Consider the following 24,923-nt stretch of genomic DNA (forward strand, 5'->3'; position numbering starts at 1 on the left):
GCCCACCAGCGCGCACCGGCGTGTGCGGCAATCTTTCCTTGCACGGTTCGGGGGTTGCGCTTTCCGGCATGGTGACCGACCTATGCAGGCATGACTGAAGAAGAAAAGCAGCACGAGCTGACCAAGCGCAAGTTCTACAAGGCCGAGCAGGAAGCCGGTTTCGTCGAGAACCACCCCAAGACCACCCCCCAGCAGCAGGACCCGGCCTACCGGCTGGCCTTCCGTGACACCGACTTCCTCCTGCGCGAGGAATTGCGACCGGTGCGGTTCCAGCTGGAACTGCTCAAGACCGAGATGCTGCTCGACGAAGCGGACATCGGATCGACGCTGGTTGTCTATGGGTCTGCGCGCATCCCTTCGCCCGACATGGTCGAAGCGGCGCTCGCGACGGCGACCACGCCCGAGCGCAAGGCGGTGATCGAGAGCCTTGTTGCCAAGGCCAAGTACTACGAAGAAGCGCGCAAGCTGGCCTTCACCGCCAGCAAGTGCGGGCTGGTGGAAGACGGCAAGCGCCAGTTCGTGATCTGCTCGGGCGGCGGGCCATCGATCATGGAAGCGGCCAATCGCGGGGCGCACGATGCTGGCGCCGAATCGATCGGGCTGAACATCGTCCTGCCGCACGAGCAGGCACCGAACAGCTATGTCACGCCGCACCTCTCGTTCCAGTTCCACTACTTCGCGCTGCGGAAGATGCACTTCCTGCTGCGGGCGCGGGCGGTGGCGGTGTTCCCGGGAGGCTTCGGCACTTTCGATGAGTTCTTCGAACTGCTGACCCTGATCCAGACCGGCAAGATGAAGCCGATCCCGATCCTGCTGTTCGGCGGTGATTACTGGAACCGCGTGGTGAACTTCCGTGCGCTTGCCGAGGAAGGCGTGATCAACTTCGAGGACCTGGAGCTGTTCATTCCGGTGGAGACAGCCGAGGAAGCCTGGGACCACATCGTCAAGTTCTACGATCTGGACTGCTGACCGATGATCCGGACCGCGCGGCTGCTGTTGCGACCGGTGCGCCCGCAGGAGGACCTTGCGGCGATGCACGCGATCATGCGGCAGCCGCGTGCCATGGCCTACTGGTCCACACCGCCGCACGACAGCGAGGCCGTGACAGCGGAATGGCTTGGCAACATGGCGGACATCCCTGACCTGGAGGGTGAGGATTTCATCGTCGAGCATCAGGGCCGCGTCATCGGCAAGGCGGGATTCTACCGCTTCCCCGAACTCGGCTACATGTTCGACCCGGACGTCTGGGGGCAGGGCTTCGCACGTGAGGCGGTGGGCATGGTTATCGCGCGCGGCTTTACCGTCCATCACCTGCCGCGCATCCTTGCCGACGTCGATCCGCGCAACAAGGCTTCCATCCGGCTGCTCGAACGGCTCGGTTTTGCCGAGACACACCGCGCGGCGCGGACGTGGCTGGTCGGCGAGGAGTGGTGCGACAGCGTCTACTTCGCGCTAACGCGCGAGGATTGGGATCAGCGCACCGCCTGATGGCCGAGCGGGCCGTGGCCAGCGCCGAAGCCGGGCGCGGCCAGCAGGGCAGCGCGGACGAATTCTCTGGCGTCTTCCACCGCCTCTTCGAGCGACGCGCCGCTGGCGAGCAGCGTGGCGATGGCGCTCGACATCGTGCAGCCGGTGCCGTGGGTGTGGCGCGTCTCGATGCGCGGTGCGGTCCAGACGCGCTCGGACTGCCCTGGAATGACCAGGCGGTCGATCACTTCGGGACCGTCGGCGTCCCCGCCCTTGGCGATATAGGCAATGCCCCGCCCCTGCATCGCGGCATCGCCACCAAGCGCTGCGAGCTCAGGTACGTTCGGCGTTGTCAGCGTGGCGAGCGCCATCAGTCGTTCGAAGGCAGCAATTGTAGCTGCGTCAGCGAGCGCTGCACCGCTGGTGGAGATCATCACGGGGTCAAACACGATGGGCACGGACAGGCATTCGAGCCGGTCTGCTACCACGGTCGCAATCTGGGGTGAGCCGAGCATGCCGATCTTCACCGCATCTACGCCCAGATCGTTGAGGCAGGCGTCGATCTGCGCGGCGACCATGGCGGGATCGACCGGGAGGACGGCATGGACGCCGGTGGTGTCCTGCGCGGTCAGGGCGCAGATCGCGGTCATCGCATAGCCACCAAGCATGGTGATCGTCTTGATGTCGGCCTGGATGCCGGCGCCGCCGCCGGAATCCGAGCCTGCGATCGACAGGACGCGAGGGGGCTTCATCCCTTGAACTTGCGCTCCGTTGATGGCGGGTGCTTGGCGTGGAGCGCCTTCGCCCGCGTCGGGCGGTCCATAAGTTCACCGCCGCAGTTGGGGCAGCGATCGTCGAGCTCTTCGGCGCATTCGGCGCACCACGTGCATTCGAACGAGCAGATGAAGGCGCCGGGGGCTTCGGCCGGAAGATCCGCGCCGCAGCGTTCGCAATCGGGGCGCATTTCGAGCATCAGGCAGCCTTCCTGACGGCATCGCAGATCTGGTCGACCACGGCCTCGACTTCGCCGGCGTCGTCGCCCTCGGCCATCACGCGAATGACCGGTTCGGTGCCCGATGGACGGATGACGAGGCGGCCCTTGCCGATCAGGCGCGCCTCGGCATCAGCGATCGCCTGCTTCACCGTCTTGTCGTCCAAGGGCTTGCCGCCAGCAAAGCGCACGTTCTTCAGCAATTGCGGGACCGGGTCGAACTGATGCAGCAGCTCGCTGGCCGGCTTGCCGCTTTCCACCAGCGCGGCCAGCACCTGCAGGGCCGCGACCGTGCCGTCACCAGTGGTGGCGTGATCGGTCAGGATCATGTGGCCGGACTGCTCGCCACCGACATTGAACCCGCCTTCGCGCATGCGTTCGAGCACGTAGCGGTCCCCCACTGCGGTGCGTTCGAGTGTCAGGCCCTTGCCATTGAGGCAGCGTTCGAGGCCGAGGTTGGACATGACAGTGGCCACCACGCCGCCGCCGCGCAGCTCTCCACGCGCGGCAAGCTGGGTGCCGATCAGTGCCATGATCTGGTCGCCGTCGACCGTCTGGCTTTTCTCGTCGACCACGATCAGGCGATCGGCGTCGCCGTCGAGGGCAATGCCGATATCGGCCCGCACTTCGCGGACCTTGGCCTTGATCGCATCAAGATGGGTGGAGCCGACGCCTGCATTGATATTCTTGCCGTTCGGCTCGACGCCCATGGCGATCACTTCGGCCCCCAGTTCCCACAGCGCCGAGGGCGTGACGTGATAGGCCGCACCGTTCGCGCAATCGATCACGATGCGCAGGCCGTCGAGCCGCACATTGTCGGGCAAGCTGGCCTTTACCGCATGGATATAGCGGCCGCGCGCATCCTCGATCCGGCGGGCGCGCCCGACTTGAGAGGCGTCGGCGAGGGCAAGATCCTGGGCCAGCATGGCTTCGATGCTGAGTTCCGCATCGTCCGAAAGCTTGAAGCCGTCCGGCCCGAACAGCTTGATGCCGTTGTCCTCGAACGGATTGTGGCTGGCCGAGATCATCACGCCAAGGTCCGCCCGCATCGAGCGGGTGAGCATGGCGACTGCGGGCGTCGGCATCGGTCCGAGCAGGACGACATCCATGCCAACCGAAGTGAACCCGGCGACCATTGCGCTTTCCATCATGTAGCCGGACAGGCGCGTGTCCTTGCCGATCACGACGCGATGGCGGTGGTCGCCGCGCTGGAAGTACGTGCCTGCCGCCTGCCCGACCTTCATCGCGGTCGCGGCAGTCATCACTCCGGCGTTGGTCCGGCCCCGGATGCCATCGGTGCCGAAGAACTTGCGTGCCATGAAACGGCGTTTCCCTCTTTTTCGTGCGCCCGATCCCGGGCGGCATGCGTTGCCTTGCCGTGCAACCTAGCTAGAGTTGTCTCAAGATGACCTTACCGCCTTCTGAAAATTCGTCCATCACGCAACCGCCGATCCCGGCGATCCGCGCAGGCTGGATCTTCGCCGCGCTTGTCGGAGGGCTTGCGCTGGGCCTTTCCCTGGCGTTTCTTGACCCGGCGCTGCTTGATCCCGTGCTGGTCGTGGCGCAGCCTGTCGGTACGCTGTGGCTGAACGCCTTGCGCGCCACGATCGTGCCGCTCGTGGTTTCGCTGCTGTTCACCGGCATCGCTCAGACGGTCGCGGCAGCGCGTGCGGGGGCGCTGGCTAGACGGGCGTTGCTGTTCTTCTTTGCGATCTTAGCCGGCGGAAGTGCAATGGCGGGACTGCTGATCCCGGCGATCCTTTCCGTCTTCCCGATGCCGACCGCCGCCGCAGCAGCCTTGCGGGCCAGCGTCGCGCAGATTCACGACAAGGCGACCGTGCCCGGCTTTGGCGCCTTCCTGCAATCGCTGGTGCCGACCAACGTGCTGCAATCGGCTGCCACGGACCAGATCCTGCCGGTCATCCTGTTTACCGCTGTGTTCGGCCTTGCCGCCACGCGCCTTGCCGAAACGCAACGGCGGTCGCTCGCGACATTCTTCGAGGCCGTCGCCAATGCGATGCTGGTGGTGATCGGCTGGGTGCTTCTGGCCGCTCCCCTCGGCGTGTTCTGCCTCAGCCTTTCGGTTGCGGCGCAGAGCGGGACTTCGGCCATCGGCGCGCTGGCGCATTACGTTGTGGTAGTGACGTCGGCCGGCACCGTGATCTTCCTTATGGCCTATGCCGTTGCCGTGTTCGGCGCGCGTCTGCGGCTGGGCGAGTTCGCCCGCGCTGTGCTGCCGGCGCAGGCTCTGGCACTTTCGACGCAGTCCTCACTGGCAACCCTTCCCGCAATGTTGACGGTTTGCCGCAAGCTGGGCGTTCGGGACCAGACTTCAGACCTTGTGATGCCACTTGCCGTGGCACTGTTCCGCGCGACCGGGCCAGCGATGAACTTCGCTGTCGCCATCTACGTTGCGCATTGGTTCGGCATGCCGATCACGCCTTCGATGCTGGTTGCGGGCTTCGTGGTGGCAACGCTGACGACACTGGGCGCGGTCAGCCTGCCCGGCGCAATCAGCTTCGTGACCTCGATCGGCCCCATCTCCATCGCGATGGGCATACCTGTGGAGCCACTCGCCATCCTGGTTGCCGTGGAAGTCCTGCCCGACCTCATGCGCACGCTCGGCAACGTGACGATGGACGTCGCGGTGACGGCGGCGGTCGACCGCGCACACGGTGAACCTGCGCGATAAGTGCAACTGCTGTTTCGATAATTTCAACGACCTTGGGGCGGGACGACTTCGCAACCAACGACTACCTCGCGCGTTGGTCTGCGACGCAGATTTCCAAGCAAGGACGTTGACTATCATGGCGATTACACTTCCCCCGCTTCCCTATGCCGATACCGCACTCGAGCCGAGCATCTCGGCGGCGACGCTGCAGACGCACCACGGCAAGCATCACAAGGCCTACGTCGATAAGACCAATGCCGCGATCGAGGGCACGGACCTGGCGGACAAGAGCCTCGAGGAAGTCGTCGCCGCTGCCGAGGCAAAGGGCGACAAGGGCCTGTTCAACAATGCTGCGCAGAGCTGGAACCACGCCTTCTACTGGAATAGCCTGACACCGACCTCGTCCGAGCCGACCGGCGATCTTGCTGCAGCGATCGAAGGCAGCTTCGGCTCGCTCGACCGCCTGCGCGAGGAACTGGCGTCACAGGGCGCGGCACACTTTGCCTCGGGCTGGGTCTGGCTCGTGGCCCGCGGCGACAAGCTGGCTGTCGAACAGACGCATGACGCGGCGACCTTTGCCACCGGCGATGCCAAGCCGCTGCTGGTCATCGACCTGTGGGAGCACGCCTACTACCTCGACCACAAGAACCTGCGCCCCGAATATCTCAAGGCGGTGATCGAAAAGCATCTGAACTGGGAGTTTGCCGCCGAGAACCTCGGCCGCGATGGCACCTGGACCTATCCGGCCTGATTCGCATCCGCTTGCCCGTCCTCGTCGATACCGGCGAGGCGGGCAGGTTCGAAAAGAGCCTCGCCAAACAGGAAGCCGACGAGGTTCGGCCTGCCGATATGATCAAGCAGCGCGGCGATGGTCAGCAGGATCGGGACCGAAAGCAGTGCGCCGAGCACGCCCCAGATCCACGAAAAGTAGCTGATCGACAGCAGGATCGCGACGGGATTGAGGGTGAAGCGCGCGCCGAGGATCGACGGGGTCAGCACATTCGATTCGATAGCGTGGAGCACCAGGTAGGCAAGAACCGGCACCAGACCCACCGCCACGCTGCTGGCCGTGCCGAGCCCCACCAGAGCCAGCAGTCCCATCATCACCAGTGGTCCCAGGTAGGGCAGAAAATTGAGCACGAAGGCAAGGCCGCCCCACATGACCGGCGCGGCGAGGCCAAAGCCCGATGCTCCCAGCGCCACGACGACGCCGACGCCGAAGTTCACCTGTGCCACGGTAAGGATGTAGCTCGCGACACGCTCCTGCACATCGCGCAGGACCCGTGCGAGGCGGACCGAGGCGTTGAAGGAATGGCGATCCAGCAGGATGCGTCGCTTCATGCGAATGCGCGATTCGATCATGAAGAAGGTCATCAGCAGGGTAAGCAGGGTTTCGAGGATCACGCTCGGCGTGGCAAAGGCGACCTGTTCGATCACTGACGGACTGGCGACAACCACTTCGCGTGTGGCCGAATGCCCGGTGATCCGGGCAAGCTGCCGGTTCACATCGGCGATCCATGAAAGGTTTCCGCGAAGCTCGGCAAACCGTCCGGCAACCTGCCGGGCCAGGGCCGGGACCTGATCCACCATCACGAACGCGGGCTGCAGGATCAGCAGTAGCGCCATCAACACGACTGCGATCAGCGCGCAGATCGCGATGAAGGACGCCAGCATGTTTGGCAGGCCCAGACGGGTCAGTCGGTCGGCAAGCGGCGACATGACGATCGTGAAGATCATCGCCGTCACCGGAGGGAGAAAGACCACCGACCCGATGGAGAGCACGAACGGCAAGGCAAGGAACAGCCCCAGCCCCAGCAAAAGGACAATGGCCGATTGCAGCCGTGCACGACGATCCGCCGGATCGTCGACGTCCAGCGGTCTTTCCAGCATTTCTGACGGCTGTTGATTCACGCAAACGGGCCTGACGGAGGTTTCAATGTTCCATCCACCGTTGTCAGGCGCTGATCAATAGCCTTGGCAGGAGGCCGCGTGAATTTGCAGGGGAGTGTTGCTGCTCCGACAGAGCAGTCCGTCAGGACTGGCTGCCGGCGTGTACGGTATGATCGAGTTCGCTCATGATTGCCGAGTGGGCCACCGCATCATCAGTGCTGCGGCGCGGGATTTGCCCATTCTCGATCATTTGCGACAGTGCTGCTCGGGCGCGACCAACGCGGCTCTTGATTGTACCCACGGCACAACCGCAAATCTGGGCGGCTTCCTCGTAACTGAAGCCGCCTGCGCCCACCAGCAGCAAGGCCTCGCGCCGTTCGGGCGGAAGCGTGAGCAAGGCTCGGTGCATGTCTGAAAGGTGCATGGGCCCCTCCTGCGCGGCGGGGGCGACCAGGATCCGTTCAGCTACGGTTTCATCATAGTCGGCGCGGAAGCGGTTCCGGCGCATGTCGGTCAGGTAGGCATTGCGAAGGATCACGAAAGTCCATGCACGCATCGAGGTGCCCGGCTCGAACCGCTCCTGCGCGGCCCAGGCCTTGAGCAGCGTTTCCTGCACCAGATCATCGGCAAGATCCGGCCTGCCGCAAAGACCGCGCGCGAACGCGCGAAGGTGGGGGATGACGCCGGTCAGTTCGCGTTTGAACGTGACCGGATCGCTGGCGGGGCGAGGCGTCTTGTCGATGTCAACACCGGCAGCCTTCGGAGCAGCTTCAGCCATTGGACGGATCGTCCAGCTTGTTCAGCAGATCGGCAAAGGTGTCTGGCAGAGGTTCATCGAGTACGGAATCGTAAAGGCGCTTGAGCCCATCTGCCCATTCGGGCGGGCGCGGTTTTCCGCCTTTGCGGCGCTGCTGACCCGGATTCATTGGTTGTTCTTTCGACATTCGCTCTGTCAACGCCTCCCCCTCCAGGGATAAATCCAAAGTGTGACCGCAACGGCGCGGCAGATGCGCATTTCTGAATGCATCGCGCCCGTCCACTGAATTGCTTTCATCAGAAAGCGATCAAGGTAAACGGCAAAGCACGCGACGCGAGGTTTTGATGTGGAACGATATTGGCTCCTGTCGGTTCCCGACCTGATGCTTGCAGCGAAATTTTCGCTTCGCGGGCGTTTGGCTGTATCGGGGGAAGCGGGTTTTTTGGTGAAACCTGCAATGGAAGGGACAACGGGCGCGCGATGGAGAAATTGCTTGCCCAGAAAAAGCTGACGCCCAGATGGTACGAGCGCTTTCCCCGCGCCCTGCCCGTCGGTATTTTTGGCCTTACCATGGCAGTCACGGTCATCAGCGTCGCAGCCATCGAAACTGCCGAAGATCGTCGCCAAACCGCCACCACGGCGCAACTTGCCCAGTCCGTCGCGTCCGGTCTGGAGCGGCGGTCCAACGCCAATGCCGCCTATCTGCGTTCAAGTGCAGCGTTGTTCGCGACACAGCAGATGGTCGAGGCACCGCTGTTCCGTACCTTTATCCGCCAACTGCATCTTGATGGCCGATATGTCGGATCCGATGGGATCGGCTGGGCGATGAAGGTTAACAGCGCCGACATACCGACGGTTGAAGCAATCATGCAGAACGGAGGGGTGAGCGATTTTGCGATCAGGCCCAAGCCCGATGCCGAACGTCCGTTCGTAGTCCCAGTGATGTTCCTCGAGCCCGATACCCCGCGCAATCGACGTGCGATCGGATTCGACATGTTTTCCGAAGCGGCGCGCCGCGCGGCGATGAAATCGGCCGAGCGGACCGGCCAGCCCACGGCCTCGGGTGCTGTGGTGCTGCAGCAGGAAGGCAAGGAGACGCGCAAGCCGGGGTTCCTCATCTACATGCCGGTGTATACCCTGAACACCGATCCCAACCCCCGCACGCTGCGCGGATACGTCTACTCTCCCTACAATGCGCAGCGCTTCCTGGAATCTTCTGTCGATGCCAGCCACCTCGGGGGTGCGGGCGTGCGACTCTTTGATGAAGATGCATCCGGCAGAACGCTCATGGCGGAAGTCGCCCCGAGCGGAGCATCCGGACGGATCATCCGTCAGGCCCTCGACATCGCCGGGCATCGCTTCGTTCTGGAGATCGAGGCACCGACAACACCGATGCTTTCGATAATGTCGGTCATGTCGCTGCTGTTCGGCCTGCTCGTTGCAACTTTGCTTCTGGTCCTCGCCCGTCTGCTGACCCAGCAGGCCGTGGAAGACCGCATCGCCCTGGCCTGGTTCGAGCAGCAGTCCTCGATCCGCAACTCGTTGACGCGCGAACTCAACCACCGCGTCAAGAACACTTTGGCCAACGTGCTTTCGATCATCTCGCTGACGCGTCGCCGTGCGACGAGCCTGCCGGAATTTGCCGACAGCCTGGAAATGCGCATTCGCGCGCTGTCGGCAACTCACGATTTGCTGACGCAGTCCGATTGGGGAACGACGCCGGTCATGGCTGTCGTAAGGGCCGAACTCGCGCCCTATGCGCAAGATGCCCAACGCCATCTCGTTATCTCAGGCCCTGACGTGGAACTCGCGCCGAACGATGCCTTGTCGCTGGGGCTTGCCATCCACGAACTGGCCACAAACGCGGCAAAGTACGGGGCGTTAAGTGTCGAGACCGGGCAAGTGTCGGTCACATGGGATATGGCCGGCGAGAACCTGGCCCGCATCGAATGGGTCGAACGGGGAGGCCCTGCGATCGACACCACCGTTCGCCGCAAGCGCGGTTTCGGCACAGAACTGGTAGAGAAGATCGTTGCGCACGAATTGCGCAATCCGGTCGACCTGAAGTTCGAGGCCGAAGGCGTGCGCTGCAGCCTGCTCATTCCGGTCAGACGGCGCGGCGATTTCGCCATACGACAAGGGCGCGGCTGACACCGCGCCCTTTTCTTGGTCAGTGGTCCGAAAGTCTTTAGAGCGGACGACTTGATCCGAAGAACAGCGCCTGGCTGATCGCGGTGCGCACGGTCTGCTCCTGGAAGGGCTTGGTGATCAGGTAGGTCGGCTCCGGACGATCGCCGGTAAGCAGGCGCTCGGGATAGGCGGTAATGAAAATGACCGGCACAGACCCGATGCGCAGGATGTCGTCCACGGCGTCAAGGCCCGAGCTGCCATCAGCCAACTGGATGTCGGCAAGCACCAGGCCGGGCTGTTCGCGCTGGACGATCTCCAGCGCCTGAGTGCGCGTTGCCGCCATGCCGCAGACATCGTGGCCGAGCGAGCGGACGAGGTCCTCGAGCTGCATCGAGATGAGCGGCTCGTCCTCGATAATGAGAACCGACGTGGCAGATTCGCGGTCGATCTCGGCAACGGCATCCTGAACCAGCAGTTCGACATCAGCAGGCTCGCGACCCATGATGAAGGCTGCTTCCTCGATGCTGAAGTCTTCCAGCGTGGTCAGCAGAAGAGCCTGGCGATTGGCGGGCGTCATGGCCGCGAGCCGTTCCTGCGCGGCGGCTTCATGATCGCCGAGCAAGCCGCTCGACCGGTCCACCGTGTCGACGTAGGCCGTCGACCAAACCCGGTTGAACGCATGATAGAGCTGCGGACGCCCTTCGCCGATCATCGCACGCAGGGAGTCGTCAGCAAGCGCCGCTTCCAGAGTTGCGCGCACGAACGAATCGCCCGCGCTCTGGCTTCCCGTCAATGCGCGCGCGTAGCGGCGCAGATAAGGGAGTTGATTGGCAACCTTGGCACCCAGAGTCATTCGCACCCCTTCCCGGATAGTAACGTGCGATCAAACGCACCATAACGTCATCCGGTTCCCGATCGGGAACAAGAGGAAAAATGCGCTTACCCCGCCTGCGATGCGGGCAGCGTCTGCAATGTGGTAACGACCCAATCGGCAAGAAGGTCCGGCGAAGTGGGTTTGCGGAACTGGATGGCAAATCCGTGGCTGTCCGGCACCGATCCGGAATCCAGCCCGGAAGTGATGGCCACTGCGCAGCCCGCTTCATACAGGCGCGATGCAAGTTCCAGCGAGTTGCCGTCGGGAAGCTGCAGATCCAGCAAGGCGACTGCCGGCAGGCCTCTCGCCACAAGGTCCGTTGCCGCTTCAATGGTGGAGGCAACAGCCACCGTAAGTCCGCGTTCCATCAAGGAATCTTCGATGGCCATGGCGACGAGAAGGCTGTCTTCGACAACGAGGACAAGATCCTGACCGTGTCTGACGGCAGCTTCGTTTTTCGGTTCCATCCGGGAACCCTAAGGCACATCACGGGAACAAACCCTGTCTTTTGACATAGCAGGTCCGGCGGACTGATGATGAAAGGCTTGGGTATGGGCAGGGACGATGCAGACTACGGCGCCGGGCGGGAAGTCGGCGCAATGGTGCAGGATCAAGGTGGAGGAGGGGGGTACTTGATGCTGAACGGAGGACAGCCGTGCTTGGCGTGCCCGCTGGCTGATTGCGAGGCTTTGCATCAGCCGCCGGCAGATGTGCGCCAGTGGATTGCCGCGTTCCGCCACGGTGAAATGCGCTTCACCCGGGGCGAGCAGGTTTTTGCACAGGGGACGCGGCCGACGTTCCTCTATACCGTGCTCTCGGGGGTCCTCATGCGGACACGCCTGCTTGAGGATGGCCGGCGCCAGATCATCAATTTCATGTTCCCGGGTGACTTTCTCGGGCTGCAGGCGGCACTCGATGCGGAAATGAGCCACACTGTCGAGGCGCTGACCAATGCCACCTTGTGCACTTTCGTACGCGAGAAGTTCTTCGATCTGGTTGCCCAGCAGCCAAGACTGTCGTTTGACCTGACTTGGCTTGCGGCCCACGAGGAAGCGGCGCTGGAGGAACACCTCGTCTCGCTCGGCCAGCGCAACGCGCGCGAGCGGATGGCGGCGCTTGCCGTGTTTCTCGTCCAGCGCGGCATCGATACGGGAATTGCGCCGGGCGGTGTCCTCGCGCTGACGGTTACGCAGGGGCAGATTGCCGATATGCTGGGGCTGTCGCTGGTCCACACCAACCGTACCCTGCAAACCCTCAGGCGCATGGGGCTGGTCGACTGGACCCTTTCGACCATCAGCGTTCCCGATATTGCCGCGGCAAAAGCCTACGCAAAGATCGATGGCAGCACATTTTCTTCGCGGCCTTATATCTAAGCGTTGATTTAAAAGGATAAAAATTTTTCGAGAGCTTGGAACCGCCTTCAGGGACGCTCGTTTAGGGTATGTCACCGCCGAGACCCCCCCTCCCGTCCAAGCGGCTGGTGATACGATCCCGAAAGGTCCCCGATGGAAACGTCGGGGACCTTTTTTTGGTTGATCGGCCCCGGCTGCGCTCCCCGCGCGGCTGGGGCTTTCGTTTCCGAGGGTTGGGAGGAATTCGCTCAACCGGACTTATTGGCCAGCAAGGGCGCTCCGGATGCGGCCCAGAATGCCACGTGGCCGTTCCTGCTGTATCAAGGATACCAGTGCGGCAGTGCTGAAGGGCTTGGGCAGGACGCGGCCAAGCCCTGCGGCTGTATCGGGGATGGCTTCAGGCGTCGCGGTGGTGAAGATGATCAGCGGCGAGTTCTCGCCCAGTTGAATGGCCAGTTCTGCCAAGGCCCAACCATCGCCCCTGTCTGCAAGGTGCACGTCGAGGACCAGGATCGATGGAACATACTGTTCCAGCTGCGCCATTGCCTCCGCAACGCTGGCGCAAGTCGTTACCGGTGCTGCACCCGCTTCGCCAAGAGCGTCGGCGATGTCCATGGCAACCAGGCCATCGTCTTCCACAACCAGAGCAGGACCAAGCGCACGGCCAGACTTTCGTCGCGCCGTCTTCTTGTTGTCCTGTGTCGTAGTCGGCACCGTCTGTCGCCCCCTGATCTGACCTGTCTCGATGAACGCGGGCAGCCAAGCAGCGTTCCACCGCCCGTCCCGCCCGCCATGTTGACGGGCGCGAACAGGCCGGCAGGCTCAGACTAGAGGCTTGTCGTAAATCACGTAAGTCTTGTTGACGTGGCTGTCGATCGCTTCGGCGATCGCGTTCATCCCCTGATTGTCGTCGAGAATCCAGCCGATCTCCCCGCGCGAGGCGCCGTAGTCGCGCACCGCGTTGAGGCGGATCGCCTCGATCATCATGAAGGCCAACTGGCTTGCCAGGCGCGAGGCCTGGAGGCGCTTGCGCACACCCATCAGCGGCACGCGCATGGTGCGCACCCGCGGCTTGCGCAGCCACAGCAGCAGCTTGGCCCAGTTGAACGGGAACAGCTTTCCGCCCATCGGCTTCAGCACTTCGTTGAGATCGGGCAGTGTCATCATGAAGGCCACCGGCTCGCCCTCGTACTCGGCGATCATGATCAGGTCTTCGCGCACGATCGGCTTGAACTTCTTGCCGGCATACTTGATCTCGGTGTCGGTAAACGGGACAAAGCCCCAGTTGTCCGACCAGGCATCGTTAAGGATGTCGAGGATCAGCGCGGCTTCTGCATCGAACTTCGACTTGTCGACATTGCGGATGCGGATCTTGGCGTTCTTCTCGCCCGATTGGACAATGCGCTGGATCAGCGGCGGGAAGCCCTTGGTGATGTCGAGCTCGTAGGTATTGAGCGTCTTGGCCGGCTGGTAGCCCAAGGCCTTGATATAATCGTCATAGCGCTGCGGCTGGTGGCCCATCATCACTGTCGGTGGATGATCAAAGCCCATGGTCAACTGGCCCGGCTCTTCCCAGATCGACATCGACAAGGGCGCAAGCACGCGGGTCATGCCCTTTTCGCGCAGCCAGCCTTCAGCGCGGCCGATCAGTGCCTGCGCGACGGCCTCGTCCTCGGCCTCGAGCAGGCCCCAGTTCCCCGTGCCCGGCCCCATGCCCTGCCTGGGATCCATGGCGATCGCCAGATGATCGATGTGGGCGGAGATACGACCCACAACAGCGCTGCCCCGGCGAGCAAGGAACAGTTGCACGTCGGCATGTTCGAAGAACGGGTTCTTGCCGGGCGTGATCAGCTCTTCGGCTTCCATCCGCAGCGGCGGTACCCAGTTGGAGTCACTGGCATTGAGGCGATACGCAAGGTCGACGAAGGCCTTTCGGTCAGCCTTGCCGGAAACCGGTGTGATGATTACTTCGCCTTGAGCCACGATCTTGCCTTTGTTTGCGGATATGGGGTCGTTGCCGATGGGACTGCGGTCCCGACCGGCGCATTGTCAAGCCGCAGGGCGCGGTGTGGGGACGCCCAGAGGCTATTGCTTGGTGCAAAAAAAAGCCGGCCTGAGCCGGTAGATACGGGTCATACTGGAATTTGTGGCATGATTGCGACCGATACGCTTGAAACTCCCCGCGACGTGGCTCCTGCCGGTGCCGAAGCTGCCAAGCTTTCCCGCGGCCTGGCAGGCACGCCTGACGACAAGGAAATGCTCCGCTCCGCCGTCGAATTGACGCGCGATATCGCGACCGCGCGGCCCGAGATCTACTGGCCCGACATGCTGGGCTCTGCAGCCCTTGGTTACGCCGCGCTGGCCGGCGCGATCCTGATCGGCAATCCGCCCGTCGCCGCGCTGTCCGGCGTGGTCGCGGCGCTCGCGCTCTACCGCGCCTTGCTGTTCATCCACGAACTCACCCACATCCACAAGAACGCGCTGCCGGGCTTCCGCTTTGCGTGGAACCTGCTGGTCGGCATCCCGATGCTGACGCCCTCGCTCATGTACGAAGGCGTCCACACGCTGCACCATGCGCGCACGCGCTATGGCACGGTCGAGGACCCTGAGTACCTGCCGCTCGCGCTGATGAAACCGTGGTCGCTGCCGCTGTTCGCGCTGGTCGCCCTGCTGCTGCCGATAGGTCTGCTGATCCGCTCGGCAATCCTCGTGCCGCTGGGGGCGGTCATCCCGCCACTGCGCCGCCTGGTGTGGGAGCGTGCCTCTGCGCTATCGATCAACCCGGAATTCCGCCGCCGTCCGCCCGAAGGCGAATTTGCGCGCATGGTGTTCTGGCAGGAACTGGGTGCATCGGCCTGGGCGCTGTTCGTGTTGTGGTGGAGCGCGACGCACTCGTGGCGTCCGCTGCTGATCGGGATTGCAGTGATCTCGCTGACCGCGCTGCTCAACCAGATCCGTACGCTGGTGGCGCATCTGTGGGAGAACGAGGGCGAGGCCATGACCGTGACCGGCCAGTACCTCGATTCCGTCAACGTACCCCCGCCCGCCTGGCTGGCGCCGCTGTGGGCGCCGGTTGGTCTGCGCTACCACGCGCTGCACCACTTGCTGCCCTCGATGCCCTATCACTCGCTGGCCGAAGCGCACCGCCGGATCGTGGCGCACCTCGGCACTGGCTCGACGTATGAGAAGGGCAATTACAACGGCCTGCTGCCGCTCGTCGGCAGGCTGGCGCGCAGCACGATGATGCCGCGCTGAGTGGAAAGGCCACGCTGCCTCAGGCGGCGCGGCGGTTCCACGGCATCAGGCCAAGCAGCCTGGCCATGCCGCACCAGCCGGTTGCCCCGGCCATGAACAGGCCCGCACCGACGAATGCCGAAAGCGCGACGAAGCCCTGCGCCACGGTGAGCGAAAGCGCCACGCCGGCAAGGATCAGCAGCCCTGCGATCATCTGGACCTGCCGCATGATCTCGAGTGGCGCCTTGGCATCGGTCTTCACCGGCAGGCCGGCCGAGCACCAGCCGTCAATGCCCCCTTCCAGAAGGTAGCCGGGACAGTCGGACACGGCGGCGAGCCGATCGGCGTTGGCAGCGGTGCGCATGCCCGAACGGCAATGCCAGATCACCGCAGGATGGCCGGATACCGGCTCCAGCGCCGACAGCGGCATGTTGGCCGCGCCCGGAATGCTCTGCCGGCGATGTTCGTCGGCGTCGCGGATGTCGATGAGCCGGGCGCCCTCGTCGAGCAGCGCCTTGGCTTGTGCAGGGGTGATGGTTGGAAGCGTCATGGCCTCCATATATTAGATATTACGAAAATTAGCAATATCTAATTTTAAGGTCTATTCCTCGGTCCGGATCAGCACCGTCTCGCCGATGAGGAAGAACAGGACGAAAGGTGCCCAGGCGGCCAGCAGCGGCGGATAAGCGCCGAAATTGCCCATGGCCAAGGCCGCGTTGTCGAATACGAAGTAGGCAAAGCCCAGCGCCATGCCGATCACCGCGCGCACGAAGAGGTGTCCTGATCGCGCCAGGCCAAATGCTGCCACGGCACCGAGAAGAGGCATGAGCAGCGCTGAAAGCGGCCCAGAAAGCTTGTGCCACCACTTGCCATCAAGCTCGGTGGTGCGAAAGCCTGCCTCTCGGATGGCGGCGAGCGAACCCGATAGCTGGGTCAACGATTCCGCGTCGGCATCGACCCGGCTGATCGTGACCTGGACCGGTTCCACCGTCTTGGCAAAGACCTCGTCGCGGCCGATCGACGTCTTTCGGGCAGATTGTACATCGAACACAACAGGATCGCGGAATTTCCAGCCCGGATTGGCATAGGCCGCCGAGGGCGAAGTGACGATTTCGGTCACCATCCCGGTTGGGTCGCGGCGATACCAGCTGACTCCATCCATCCGCATCGACTTGCCTTCGCCGGCAACCGAGCGGGCGAACAGGATGTTCGGTCCGTCCTGCAGCCAGACGTTGGATTTGATCGCCGATTCCTGCGGGATCGGCCCATATTCCACGTTCTGCCAGGCTTTGAGCGTAGCAGTCGACCGTGTGACGATGCGTTCGTTGAAGCCGAAGGTCACCGCGGAGGTGACCGCCGCAACGAGAAACAGTGGTGCCAGCACCTGATGCGCGGAAAGGCCCGCCGCCTTCATCGCGATGACCTCGCTGTTCTGGTTCAGCGTCATCAGCGTGATGATCGTGGCCAGCAGCACCGAATAGGGCAGGAACCGGCTTATGAGTTGCGGCATGCGCAAGGACACATACGTCAGCAGCTCGCCCTGTCCGTTTCCGGCCGCTGCCAGCACCTTGCCGCTCTCGCTCAACAGGTCGAGCATTTGCAGGACCAGTACCAGCATCAGCAGCACGGCAACGATGCGCACCGCAAACATCTTCGCGATGTATTTCGCCAGAGTGCGCGACGGGAAGAATTCAAGCTGCATGGGCGGCGTCTTCCTCGACAAGGGCAGGCTCATCGCGCAGCCGCTTGCGCTCGAACAGCTTGCGGATCGAACGCGAAACCTTGGCAAAGCCGGTTTCGAGGGCACCGATCGGCTGGCCACCGGGAACGTAGGCGATCTTCCAGTACATCCACAGGATCAGGGCTGAAAAGACCACGAACGGCCCCCAAAGGGCGAGCACTGGGTCGATCCGGCCAAGGCTGGCCACGTCCTGCCCGTACTGGTTGACCTTGTGATAGGCGACCACGAGCACGATCGACAGGAATACGCCCAGTGCCGAAGTCGACCGCTTGGGCGGAACCGCCAGCGCCACTGCCAGAAGCGGCAGCAGGAACATCATCACGACCTCGACCAGCCGATAATTCAGGCTGGCCTTCGACTGATTGCGAATCTCTTCGGAATAACGGTCGTTCCAGCCGATCTGCAGCAACTCGGGGAGAAAATACTCGCGGTCGGCATCGCCGCGCTGGCGGAACTGCTCGATCCTCGGCAGGTCGATCGGCAGATCGTGGCTGGCAAAGGTCAGCACGCGCGGCGAGGCAATGCCCGGTCCGTCCTGCACGATCTGACCGTCGGTCAGGCGCAGGATCACCGTGTCCGGGCTTTCCTTGTTCGCAAAGAAGCGTCCCTCTCGCGCCGAGATCACCATGACCTGCCCATTCGAGGTCTGCAGGCGGGCGAAAATGCCGCGCAGGTCACGGCCTTCGTCGCGGCTCGAATCGACGCGCAAGGCGGTGCGGTCCTGCAGCGAATTGAACTCGCCGACCTTGATCGACGCGCCCAGTGCGCCCGAGCGCAGCTCGAACTGGAGCTGTTCGTAGTAATAGCGCGATAGCGGCTGGAGATAGCTGACAATCAGCAGGTTCAGCGCCGCAAGTCCGATCGCGAACATGTAGGGCACGCGCAGCAGGCGGGTATAGGACAACCCGACCGCACGCATCACGTCGAGTTCGGAACTCATCGCCAGCTTGCGGAAAGCGAACAGGATGCCGAGCATCAGGCCGAGCGGGATGGCAAGGCTGGCATATTCCGGCAGCAGGTTCGCCAGCATCTTGAACACGACACTGACCGGTCCGCCCTCTGTCGCCACGAAGTCGAACAGCTTCAGCATCTTGTCGAGGATGAGCAGAGACGCGGCGAGGACGAACACCGACAGCATCGGCACGAATACGAGCCGGGCAATGTAGCGATCGGTGGCGGTAAGGAACTTCACGTGGCGGGTGCTGGCGTCTTTTCGTGGATCGATATTCGGCGGGGCCTGGGCCTTGCCCGAGTGGCTGCCGACAGGTGAACCAGCCATGAGCTTTTACGGACTAGCGCTTCGCACGGCTTCGTGGAAGGGAAAACCGGCGCGACTTTCGCAAGTCATAACGAAAGTTATGGAATTGCCTCGCTGAAAGTCATAGAAATAATGCCAGTGCCAGTGAGGGAAAGTTCCAAGATGTCGCATGAGCAAACCGGTAGTGCGTGGTTCGCAGGCTTTGCCGGCGGTCAACCCGATCCGGAAAGGTTGAGCGCGCTGGCGCGCTGGTGCGAGCAACTCGCCCCCACCGAACAGCGCAAGGGATTCGAGCGGGTTCTTCTCGAGATTGCTTCGCCGCACACCGAGGAAGAAGGCGGACGCCTGAATGCCGCGTTCGACTGGATCGGAGTCCTTGCTGATTCCGGCGCGTTCGAATCGGCCGCGGTGGCGCTGATCCCGCGTGATGCCATCTTCACTGGCGGGCGCCTCAAGGACGGTTCGTTCGTCGCGCAGGTGATTCTCGATGGCGGCGTCGGCGCGCATTCGCGTGAGGCCCAGAGCCTGGCCATGGCTTGGATCGCGGCGCTGCTGCGTGCGTTCGCCCGCCAGGCTGTGGAAACCGGAGCCTTGACGGCACACTGACGGCCTTCGCGATCTGGCGCTTTGCGTCAGGTAAGCGGTGGCTTTACGCCTTTTCCAGCGTGCATTGCAGCGGATGCTGGTTCTGCCGGGCGAAGTCCATCACTTGGTTCACCTTTGTCTCGGCGATCTCGTAGGGATAGACGCCGCAAACGCCCACGCCGCGCTGATGGACGTGGAGCATCACACGCGTTGCCTGTTCCAGATCCATGTGAAAGAAGCGCTTCAGGACCATCACCACGAATTCCATCGGGGTGTAATCATCGTTCAGCATCAGCACCTTGAACTGGCTGGGCTTCTTCGGCTTGGCGCGGGTCTTGGTAGCGATGCCGACCTGATCGTCTCCGCCCGGACCACGTGTGTCGTCACCCTCTGCACAGCGCAGCGGAACGGACAGGTCCGGTTGATCGAAAGGTTCGGCTCTCATGATGCCTCGAATATCGCACTCACCGGCCCGCTTCACAAGGGGCACGAAGGGGATGGTGGCATGAGGATGGCGAATTGTTGCGCTGATACGACAGCACGACAGCATCAGAACGGCAAAAGGGCCGGCGGGAGTACCCGACCGGCCCTTTATCTTGTGGCTGGCAGCGCGGTTGGCGCTGCCGGTCAGGCTCAGGCGGCCTTCTTGATCTTTTCGACCGCGAGGCTGACGCGGGTCGAGATCGGCTGGAAGGCCTCGTTCGCGAGCTTCAGCATGGCTTCGCTGTTCTTCGAGCTGGCGGCAACCGCAGCGTCGAAGTTCTTGCGGAGCAGGGCTGACTGCTTCTCGAAGAATTCGGTGGGCGACTTGACCGTGGTCAGTTCCTTGACGTCAGCGGTCATCGCTTCGAAGACCGACTTGGTCTCGGCAACATAACCCTTGGTCATTTCCTGAAGGCCCGAAGCCAGGATCTTGGTCGATTCGACCACGGCTTCGACGTTACCCTTGGCAAACTCGCCGGCGTCGCCAAAGGCGGCCTTGGCCTTGTCCTGAGCGTCCTTGAATGCAGCGGTCATCTTTTCGGTCATTTCGGTGGTGGTAGCCATTGCGAACAGTTCCTTTCTGGGCGCCGCATTCATGAGGGCGGCGCTTGTTTTCTTCACGCTTGGAATGGCGGTGAAAGGACGCTTGGCTGCGGGCTTCACCGCGGCCGTCGGAGCGGCCACCACGGGTGGCTTGGCCGGACGGGCCTTGGGGGCAGGCTTGGGAGCCTGACGAACGGGCTTCGCCTTTGCGACCTGGGGCTTGCGCGCCTTCGGTGCAACCAGCTCTGCCACGGCAGGTGCTTCGACCGGAGCAGCTTCAGCATCCACGACCGGCTTGGCAGCGGGCTTGGCCTTGCGCGGCCGCGAAGCCTTGGGCTTCTCGGCGGCAACCGGCTCGACAACTTCGATCTCGGCAGTTCCGGCGACGGCTTCGGGCGCGTCGGCCAGCGCGACGGGCACGTCCACCACGGGGGCGGAGGTTTCCGGGCTTTCCTTCGTTTCTTCAACCATCTTGGCGACTCCTGCTTGCGCACGGGACGGGTTGAACCGTCTCTTGCTGCACTGCACAAAATAGGAGTCGACCGCAAAATGTCAAGAAAATTGTGCGGTGCACAAATTCCGTATTGGACCAATTACCAATGCCGCGCGCCTTTAACGCTCAGCGGCTGCGGACATAGCGTCCCGGCGCATCCTCGATAACCCGGTCGCCCTTGCCACCCGGAATGCGCTTGCCCTTGGCGGCCACGCGCTTGGGTGCCTGTTCGGCCATCCACTCGATCCAGTCCGGCCACCAGCTGCCCTTGGTCTCCGTGGCGCCGGCCACGAACTCCTCCAAGCTCGCTGGATCATTGGGATTGAGCCAATACTGGTACTTGCCCGCTTCCGGCGGGTTCACCACCCCGGCAATGTGTCCCGAACCGGCCAGCACGAACTTCCACTTTCCAGATAGATGGCGCGTCAGTTTCCACACGCTGTTCGGCGGCGCAATATGATCCTCGCGGCCCGCCTGGATATAGCAGGGCGTTGCAATGCGGCGCAGATCGACCGGCGTATCATCGACCACCATTGCATCCGGAATGATCAGGCGGTTGTCGCGATAGAGGTCGCAAAGATAGGCCTGATGCCACCGCGAGGGCAGGTTGGTCGTATCTCCGTTCCAGTGCAGCAGATCGAACGCCGGATAGTCCTCGCCCAGCAGGTAGTTGTTGACGACGTAGTTCCAGATCAGGTCCGTGCCGCGCAGCGCGTTGAACGTGGCCGCCATGTAGCGCCCATCGAGGTACCCGTCGGTGGACAGGCTTTGCAGCATCTTCAACTGCCCGTCGTCGATGAAGTTCTTGAGCTCGCCTGCGTCCTCGAAATCGACCTGCGCGGTAAAGAACGTGGCGCTGGCAACCTTGTCAGCCTCGCCCCTGCGGGCCAGCACGGCCAGCGTCGCCGCCAGCGTGGTGCCGGCCACGCAATAGCCGATGGTGTGGACCGCCGGAACCTTGAGCCGCTCGCGCACATGATCGATCGCCTCGATCTGGGCGCGAACGTAATCGTCCCAAACCACATCGGCCATGGAAGCATCGGCCGACTTCCAGGACACCACGAACACCGTCAGCCCCTGCGCCACGGCCCAGCGGATGAAGCTCTTCTGCGGGTTGAGGTCGAGAATGTAGAAGCGGTTGATCCACGGCGGGAAGATCAGAAGCGGCGTCTCGAACACCTCGTCGGTCGTCGGCGTGTATTGAATAAGTTGGAACAGCGGCGTTTCATGCACCACCTTGCCCGGCGTGACCGCGATATTGCGGCCCAGTTCGAACGCATCGGGATCGGTGTGGGTGAGCTGCCCCTTGCGCAAGTCGTCGAGCAGGTGTTCGACACCCTTGACCAGGTTCTCGCCCTTGGTCTCCATCGTCCGCTCGATCACCACCGGATTGGTCAGCGGGAAGTTGGCCGGCGAAAGCGCATCGGTCACCACCTTGGTGGCAAAGCGCAACTGCTCCTTGCGCTCGGGGCTGAGCCCTTGGGCCTCGTCGGCCATCTGCTGCACCTTTTCCGACAGGAGCAGATAGGTCTGGTGGATCAGCGCGAAAGCGGGCTGTTCGTGCCAGCGCTTGTCCTTGAACCGCCGGTCCTGCCGCGGCAGCTGAGGGGGCGCGGCATTGCCGGTTCCGGCCGAGACGAACTGTCCCATGACCGAGGACCACAGCGCCACGCTTTCGTTCCACAGCTTCGCCTGTGTTTCCGCGTGCGCGATGGGCAATTGCCCGGCCATGGCCATGAACGTCTGCGTCCACTTGCCGATGTCGCCCAGCCGGCCGAGCATCGGTTCGACCTGACCGGCCTGCTCCGCACTGAAATCGAGCCACATTTTCTGCAGCTTGGCCGCCGACATCGCCCAGTGCTGAAGATCGGCAGGATCGGTGGTTACGACTTCGGCTCCGGGCACCAACGGCGCGAACATCGCGCGCATCGCTTCGCCTTGCTGGCGGAACAGGTCTTCGAACACGACTGAATCCGGTGGCGAATCACCCAGGTTCTTGTTCGTCATCTTCCGTTCCCTGCCGTTACGTCATGGCCTTGTCTCAGCAGTCTATACACGCCGTGTGACAGCTTGTTAGCCTGCAGATGCATCCGCCGATCACGATCATGCTTCCATCGACAGCAAGGTTTCCACAACTGGGCAATTGGCGTAAGGGCTGCGCTGCGGCGATCCTGCCGCGCCTTTTCGACGAGTATTCAACCGTGGATGAAGAATTCTACCGCATGAAGCGCCTGCCGCCCTACGTCATTGCCGAAGTCAACGGCATGCGGGCCGCCGCGCGCGCCGCCGGTAGGGACATCATCGACCTCGGCATGGGCAACCCCGATCTCCCCCCGCCCGACCACGTGATCGAGAAGCTGTGCGAAGTGGCGCGCAAGCCCGACGCCCATGGCTATTCGGCCTCGTCCGGCATTCCGGGCGTGCGCAAGGCGCAGGCCAACTACTACGGCCGCCGCTTCAACGTCGATCTCGACCCCGAGACTGAAGTGGTGATGACGATGGGCTCGAAGGAGGGCCTCGCCAGCCTTGCCACCGCCATCACCGCGCCCGGCGATGTCGTGCTCGCGCCGAACCCGAGCTATCCGATCCACACCTTCGGCTTCATCATTGCCGGGGCCACCATCCGTTCCGTGCCGACGACGCCGGACGAGCGCTATTGGGATTCGCTCGATCGCGCGATGAAGTACTCGGTGCCGCGCCCGTCGATCCTGATCGTCAACTACCCGTCGAACCCGACGGCCGAGACGGTCGACCTTGCCTTCTATGAACGCCTCGTCGCCTGGGCGAAGGAAAACAAGGTCTGGATCCTGTCCGATCTCGCCTATTCCGAGCTTTACTACGACGGCAATCCGACCCGCTCGATCCTCGAAGTGCCGGGCGCAAAGGACGTGGCGGTGGAATTCACCTCGATGTCCAAGACCTTCTCGATGGCCGGCTGGCGCGTCGGCTTTGCCGTGGGCAACGCCCGCCTGATCGCCGCGCTCAAGCGCGTGAAGTCCTATCTTGATTACGGCGCCTTCACGCCGATCCAGGCCGCGACCTGCGCCGCGCTGAACGGTCCGCAGGACATCGTCGTCAAGAACCGCGAGCTATACCAGAAGCGCCGCGACGTGATGGTCGAAGCCTTTGGCCGCGCCGGGTGGGAAATTCCCAGCCCCAAGGCCTCGATGTTCGCCTGGGCCCCGCTGCCGCCCGCGCTCAAGCATCTCGGCAGCCTCGAATTCTCGAAGCAACTGCTCACCCACGCCGAAGTCGCGGTCGCCCCGGGCGTCGGCTACGGCGAGGATGGCGAGGGCTTCGTGCGCATCGCCATGGTCGAGAACGAACAGCGCCTCCGCCAGGCCGCGCGTAACATCAAGCGCTACCTGCAGTCGATGGGCGTCAATTCCTCGGCTGCCTGACGCGCGATTGATCAGGATGACGACGCGGCCCTCTCCGCCTTTGCGGAGGGGGCCGTTGCCGTTTCGCGCGATCCGTCAAATCAGGAAGCTGGACCGGGAGCGAGCGCTCGGGCACCTTGGCCCCGACGAACCAGAAAACGGATGCCAGCAATGAACTTCCACGACCGCGTCACCGTCACCATCGAGGATCACGTCGCCCACGTGCTGCTTGATCGCGCCGACAAGATGAACGCGCTCGACGATGCCATGTTCGAAGCGATCATCGCAGCCGGGCACCATCTCGGCCATGAGCGCGGCGTGCGCGCGGTGGTGCTTTCTGGCGCAGGTCGATCGTTCTGTGCGGGGCTCGATCTTTCCAGCATGGGCAACACCAGCCGATGGAAGGACGATGGCGAGGGCGGTGGTCTCACTGCCCGTACCCACGGCAACGCCAACCGCGCCCAGCAGGCAGCCATGGTCTGGCGCAAGCTGCCGATGCCGGTGGTCGCGGCTGTCCACGGCGTATGCTTCGGCGGCGGCCTGCAGGTGGCGAGCGGTGCGGACATCCGCTTCATCGCGCCCGATGCGCGGTTGGCGGTGATGGAAGTGAAGTGGGGCCTCGTCCCCGACATGGCCGGATACGCCCTGTGGCGCGGCAACGTGCGCGACGATGTCCTGCGTGAACTGACCTACACCCACCGCGAATTCAGCGGCGAGGAAGCTGTGCAATTCGGCTTTGCCACCCATGTCAGCGCCGACCCGCTGGCCGATGCCATGGCTCTTGCCCGCACGATCGCATCGAAAAGCCCCACTGCCGTGCGCGGCGCCAAGCTGCTGTCCAACCGCACGCCCGACATGACCGTGGACGAAGTGCTGATGGCCGAATCGGTGGCACAGCACGAGCTGATGTACTCGAAGAATCAGCTGGAAGCCGTGCGTGCGGGCATGGAAAAGCGCGCCGGAGAATTTGTCGATCCGTAACAGCCTGCTAGGCGGCGTGGACAAATTCCACAGCGCCACGGCTGGAGGCAAAAACCGCCAGTTCAAGGAGGCGAGGAGGCGCAATATCGGGAA

27 protein-coding genes are annotated in these 24,923 nt (G+C 63.2%); 10 read left to right on the forward strand and 17 right to left on the reverse strand.

The genetic code is table 11. The annotated features are described in order from the left end of the window. Nucleotides 1–90: 90 nt before the first annotated feature. The gene (locus tag AX703_RS11995; RefSeq protein ID WP_039337048.1) at nt 91–969 is read left to right on the forward strand and encodes an LOG family protein; all 879 of its coding nucleotides are present in this window, start codon (nt 91–93) and stop codon (nt 967–969) included. A gap of 3 nt (nt 970–972) precedes the next feature. Further along, on the forward strand, nt 973–1,488 hold the full coding sequence (locus AX703_RS12000) for a GNAT family N-acetyltransferase (protein WP_062344322.1): 516 nt from the start codon (nt 973–975) through the stop codon (nt 1,486–1,488). On the opposite strand, the gene thiD is transcribed toward AX703_RS12000, so the two are convergent. The 3 genes from thiD to glmM are packed head-to-tail and all read right to left on the reverse strand — an operon-like array spanning nt 1,473 to nt 3,777. Next, nucleotides 1,473–2,219: a bifunctional hydroxymethylpyrimidine kinase/phosphomethylpyrimidine kinase gene (thiD, locus tag AX703_RS12005; RefSeq protein WP_062344324.1), complete on the reverse strand. Its 747-nt coding sequence runs from the start codon at nt 2,217–2,219 to the stop codon at nt 1,473–1,475. The two genes, AX703_RS12000 and thiD, sit on opposite strands and share 16 nt — an antisense overlap. Next, complete coding sequence (locus AX703_RS12010) at nt 2,216–2,440, reverse strand: DUF1272 domain-containing protein (RefSeq protein ID WP_039337056.1); 225 nt, start codon at nt 2,438–2,440, stop codon at nt 2,216–2,218. The genes thiD and AX703_RS12010 overlap by 4 nt, the downstream gene beginning before the upstream one ends. After that, entirely contained in the window at nt 2,440–3,777 is a 1,338-nt protein-coding gene (gene glmM / locus AX703_RS12015; RefSeq protein WP_062344326.1) for a phosphoglucosamine mutase, read from the reverse strand. Before glmM ends, AX703_RS12010 begins: the two co-directional genes overlap by 1 nt. Nucleotides 3,778–3,863: 86 nt before the next feature. Between glmM and AX703_RS12020 the strand changes: the two genes are divergently transcribed. After that, nucleotides 3,864–5,150, forward strand: a complete 1,287-nt coding sequence (locus tag AX703_RS12020) for a dicarboxylate/amino acid:cation symporter (protein WP_062344328.1) — start codon at nt 3,864–3,866, stop codon at nt 5,148–5,150. A 115-nt stretch (nt 5,151–5,265) separates the two neighbouring features. Then, nucleotides 5,266–5,880 (forward strand): superoxide dismutase, encoded by a 615-nt coding sequence (locus AX703_RS12025; RefSeq protein ID WP_062344330.1) that lies wholly within the window; start codon nt 5,266–5,268, stop codon nt 5,878–5,880. Here the strand turns inward: AX703_RS12025 and AX703_RS12030 are convergent. The 4 genes from AX703_RS12030 to AX703_RS27930 all read right to left on the reverse strand — a co-directional run bounded on the left by AX703_RS12030 (nt 5,868) and on the right by AX703_RS27930 (nt 8,363). Further along, nucleotides 5,868–7,019: an AI-2E family transporter gene (locus tag AX703_RS12030; protein WP_062344332.1), complete on the reverse strand. Its 1,152-nt coding sequence runs from the start codon at nt 7,017–7,019 to the stop codon at nt 5,868–5,870. The genes AX703_RS12025 and AX703_RS12030 overlap by 13 nt on opposite strands. Nucleotides 7,020–7,161: 142 nt before the next feature. Then, complete coding sequence (locus AX703_RS12035; RefSeq protein ID WP_052242629.1) at nt 7,162–7,797, reverse strand: sigma-70 family RNA polymerase sigma factor; 636 nt, start codon at nt 7,795–7,797, stop codon at nt 7,162–7,164. Then, entirely contained in the window at nt 7,790–8,059 is a 270-nt protein-coding gene (locus AX703_RS28360; protein WP_156135854.1) for a NepR family anti-sigma factor, read from the reverse strand. The genes AX703_RS12035 and AX703_RS28360 overlap by 8 nt, the downstream gene beginning before the upstream one ends. A gap of 13 nt (nt 8,060–8,072) precedes the next feature. After that, the gene (locus tag AX703_RS27930; protein ID WP_197423700.1) at nt 8,073–8,363 is read right to left on the reverse strand and encodes a hypothetical protein; all 291 of its coding nucleotides are present in this window, start codon (nt 8,361–8,363) and stop codon (nt 8,073–8,075) included. Here AX703_RS27930 and AX703_RS12040 point away from each other — a divergent pair. Next, entirely contained in the window at nt 8,347–9,927 is a 1,581-nt protein-coding gene (locus AX703_RS12040) for a CHASE domain-containing protein (protein ID WP_231735512.1), read from the forward strand. The genes AX703_RS27930 and AX703_RS12040 overlap by 17 nt on opposite strands. 37 nt (nt 9,928–9,964) lie before the next feature. Here the strand turns inward: AX703_RS12040 and AX703_RS12045 are convergent, their stop codons facing one another. Both AX703_RS12045 and AX703_RS12050 read right to left on the reverse strand, forming a co-directional pair. After that, on the reverse strand, nt 9,965–10,759 hold the full coding sequence (locus tag AX703_RS12045; protein WP_039337064.1) for a response regulator: 795 nt from the start codon (nt 10,757–10,759) through the stop codon (nt 9,965–9,967). Nucleotides 10,760–10,845: 86 nt separating this feature from the next. Next, nucleotides 10,846–11,247 carry a response regulator gene (locus AX703_RS12050; RefSeq protein WP_052242631.1) on the reverse strand — a complete coding sequence of 134 codons (402 nt, stop codon included), beginning with the start codon at nt 11,245–11,247 and terminating at the stop codon, nt 10,846–10,848. 168 nt (nt 11,248–11,415) lie between these two features. Between AX703_RS12050 and AX703_RS12055 the strand changes: the two genes are divergently transcribed. Next, entirely contained in the window at nt 11,416–12,153 is a 738-nt protein-coding gene (locus AX703_RS12055; protein WP_062344336.1) for a Crp/Fnr family transcriptional regulator, read from the forward strand. A gap of 237 nt (nt 12,154–12,390) precedes the next feature. On the opposite strand, the gene AX703_RS12060 is transcribed toward AX703_RS12055, so the two are convergent. Together AX703_RS12060 and AX703_RS12065 are read right to left on the reverse strand one after the other, a co-directional pair. Continuing rightward, nucleotides 12,391–12,846 (reverse strand): response regulator, encoded by a 456-nt coding sequence (locus AX703_RS12060; protein WP_062344339.1) that lies wholly within the window; start codon nt 12,844–12,846, stop codon nt 12,391–12,393. A 108-nt stretch (nt 12,847–12,954) separates the two neighbouring features. Next, a complete protein-coding gene (locus tag AX703_RS12065; RefSeq protein WP_062344341.1) occupies nt 12,955–14,115 on the reverse strand; it encodes a hypothetical protein in 1,161 nt (386 codons plus the stop codon). 168 nt (nt 14,116–14,283) lie between these two features. Between AX703_RS12065 and AX703_RS12070 the strand changes: the two genes are divergently transcribed. Beyond that, on the forward strand, nt 14,284–15,387 hold the full coding sequence (locus tag AX703_RS12070; RefSeq protein ID WP_062344342.1) for a fatty acid desaturase: 1,104 nt from the start codon (nt 14,284–14,286) through the stop codon (nt 15,385–15,387). A 19-nt stretch (nt 15,388–15,406) separates the two neighbouring features. On the opposite strand, the gene AX703_RS12075 is transcribed toward AX703_RS12070, so the two are convergent. Genes AX703_RS12075 through lptF form a run of 3 tightly spaced genes read right to left on the reverse strand, consistent with a single transcriptional unit; the run spans nt 15,407 to nt 18,299 of the window. Beyond that, complete coding sequence (locus AX703_RS12075; RefSeq protein WP_062344361.1) at nt 15,407–15,916, reverse strand: rhodanese family protein; 510 nt, start codon at nt 15,914–15,916, stop codon at nt 15,407–15,409. Between the two features lie 51 nt (nt 15,917–15,967). Next, nucleotides 15,968–17,068 carry an LPS export ABC transporter permease LptG gene (lptG, locus tag AX703_RS12080; protein ID WP_062344345.1) on the reverse strand — a complete coding sequence of 367 codons (1,101 nt, stop codon included), beginning with the start codon at nt 17,066–17,068 and terminating at the stop codon, nt 15,968–15,970. Beyond that, nucleotides 17,058–18,299 (reverse strand): LPS export ABC transporter permease LptF, encoded by a 1,242-nt coding sequence (lptF, locus tag AX703_RS12085; RefSeq protein WP_039337277.1) that lies wholly within the window; start codon nt 18,297–18,299, stop codon nt 17,058–17,060. The genes lptG and lptF overlap by 11 nt, the downstream gene beginning before the upstream one ends. Before the next feature lie 228 nt (nt 18,300–18,527). On the opposite strand from lptF, the gene AX703_RS12090 reads away from it, so the two are divergent. Next, nucleotides 18,528–18,971 carry a hypothetical protein gene (locus tag AX703_RS12090; protein ID WP_039337068.1) on the forward strand — a complete coding sequence of 148 codons (444 nt, stop codon included), beginning with the start codon at nt 18,528–18,530 and terminating at the stop codon, nt 18,969–18,971. Between the two features lie 43 nt (nt 18,972–19,014). On the opposite strand, the gene clpS is transcribed toward AX703_RS12090, so the two are convergent. From clpS to AX703_RS12105, 3 genes are all read right to left on the reverse strand, one after another. Continuing rightward, the gene (gene clpS / locus AX703_RS12095) at nt 19,015–19,395 is read right to left on the reverse strand and encodes an ATP-dependent Clp protease adapter ClpS (RefSeq protein ID WP_230487749.1); all 381 of its coding nucleotides are present in this window, start codon (nt 19,393–19,395) and stop codon (nt 19,015–19,017) included. A 188-nt stretch (nt 19,396–19,583) separates the two neighbouring features. Beyond that, the gene (gene phaP / locus AX703_RS12100) at nt 19,584–20,447 is read right to left on the reverse strand and encodes a phasin family protein (RefSeq protein ID WP_062344347.1); all 864 of its coding nucleotides are present in this window, start codon (nt 20,445–20,447) and stop codon (nt 19,584–19,586) included. Between the two features lie 148 nt (nt 20,448–20,595). Next, complete coding sequence (locus AX703_RS12105; RefSeq protein ID WP_062344349.1) at nt 20,596–22,476, reverse strand: alpha/beta hydrolase; 1,881 nt, start codon at nt 22,474–22,476, stop codon at nt 20,596–20,598. Between the two features lie 194 nt (nt 22,477–22,670). Here AX703_RS12105 and AX703_RS12110 point away from each other — a divergent pair, with 194 nt between their 5' ends. Beyond that, nucleotides 22,671–23,870 carry an LL-diaminopimelate aminotransferase gene (locus AX703_RS12110; protein WP_062344363.1) on the forward strand — a complete coding sequence of 400 codons (1,200 nt, stop codon included), beginning with the start codon at nt 22,671–22,673 and terminating at the stop codon, nt 23,868–23,870. Nucleotides 23,871–24,011: 141 nt separating this feature from the next. Further along, nucleotides 24,012–24,830, forward strand: coding sequence for a crotonase/enoyl-CoA hydratase family protein (locus AX703_RS12115; RefSeq protein ID WP_062344351.1), 819 nt, complete (start codon nt 24,012–24,014; stop codon nt 24,828–24,830). The last annotated feature ends 93 nt before the right edge of the window (nt 24,831–24,923 follow it).

Source organism: Novosphingobium sp. CCH12-A3 (genome assembly GCF_001556015.1).
GTDB classification, from domain to species: Bacteria; Pseudomonadota; Alphaproteobacteria; order Sphingomonadales; family Sphingomonadaceae; genus Novosphingobium; species Novosphingobium subterraneum.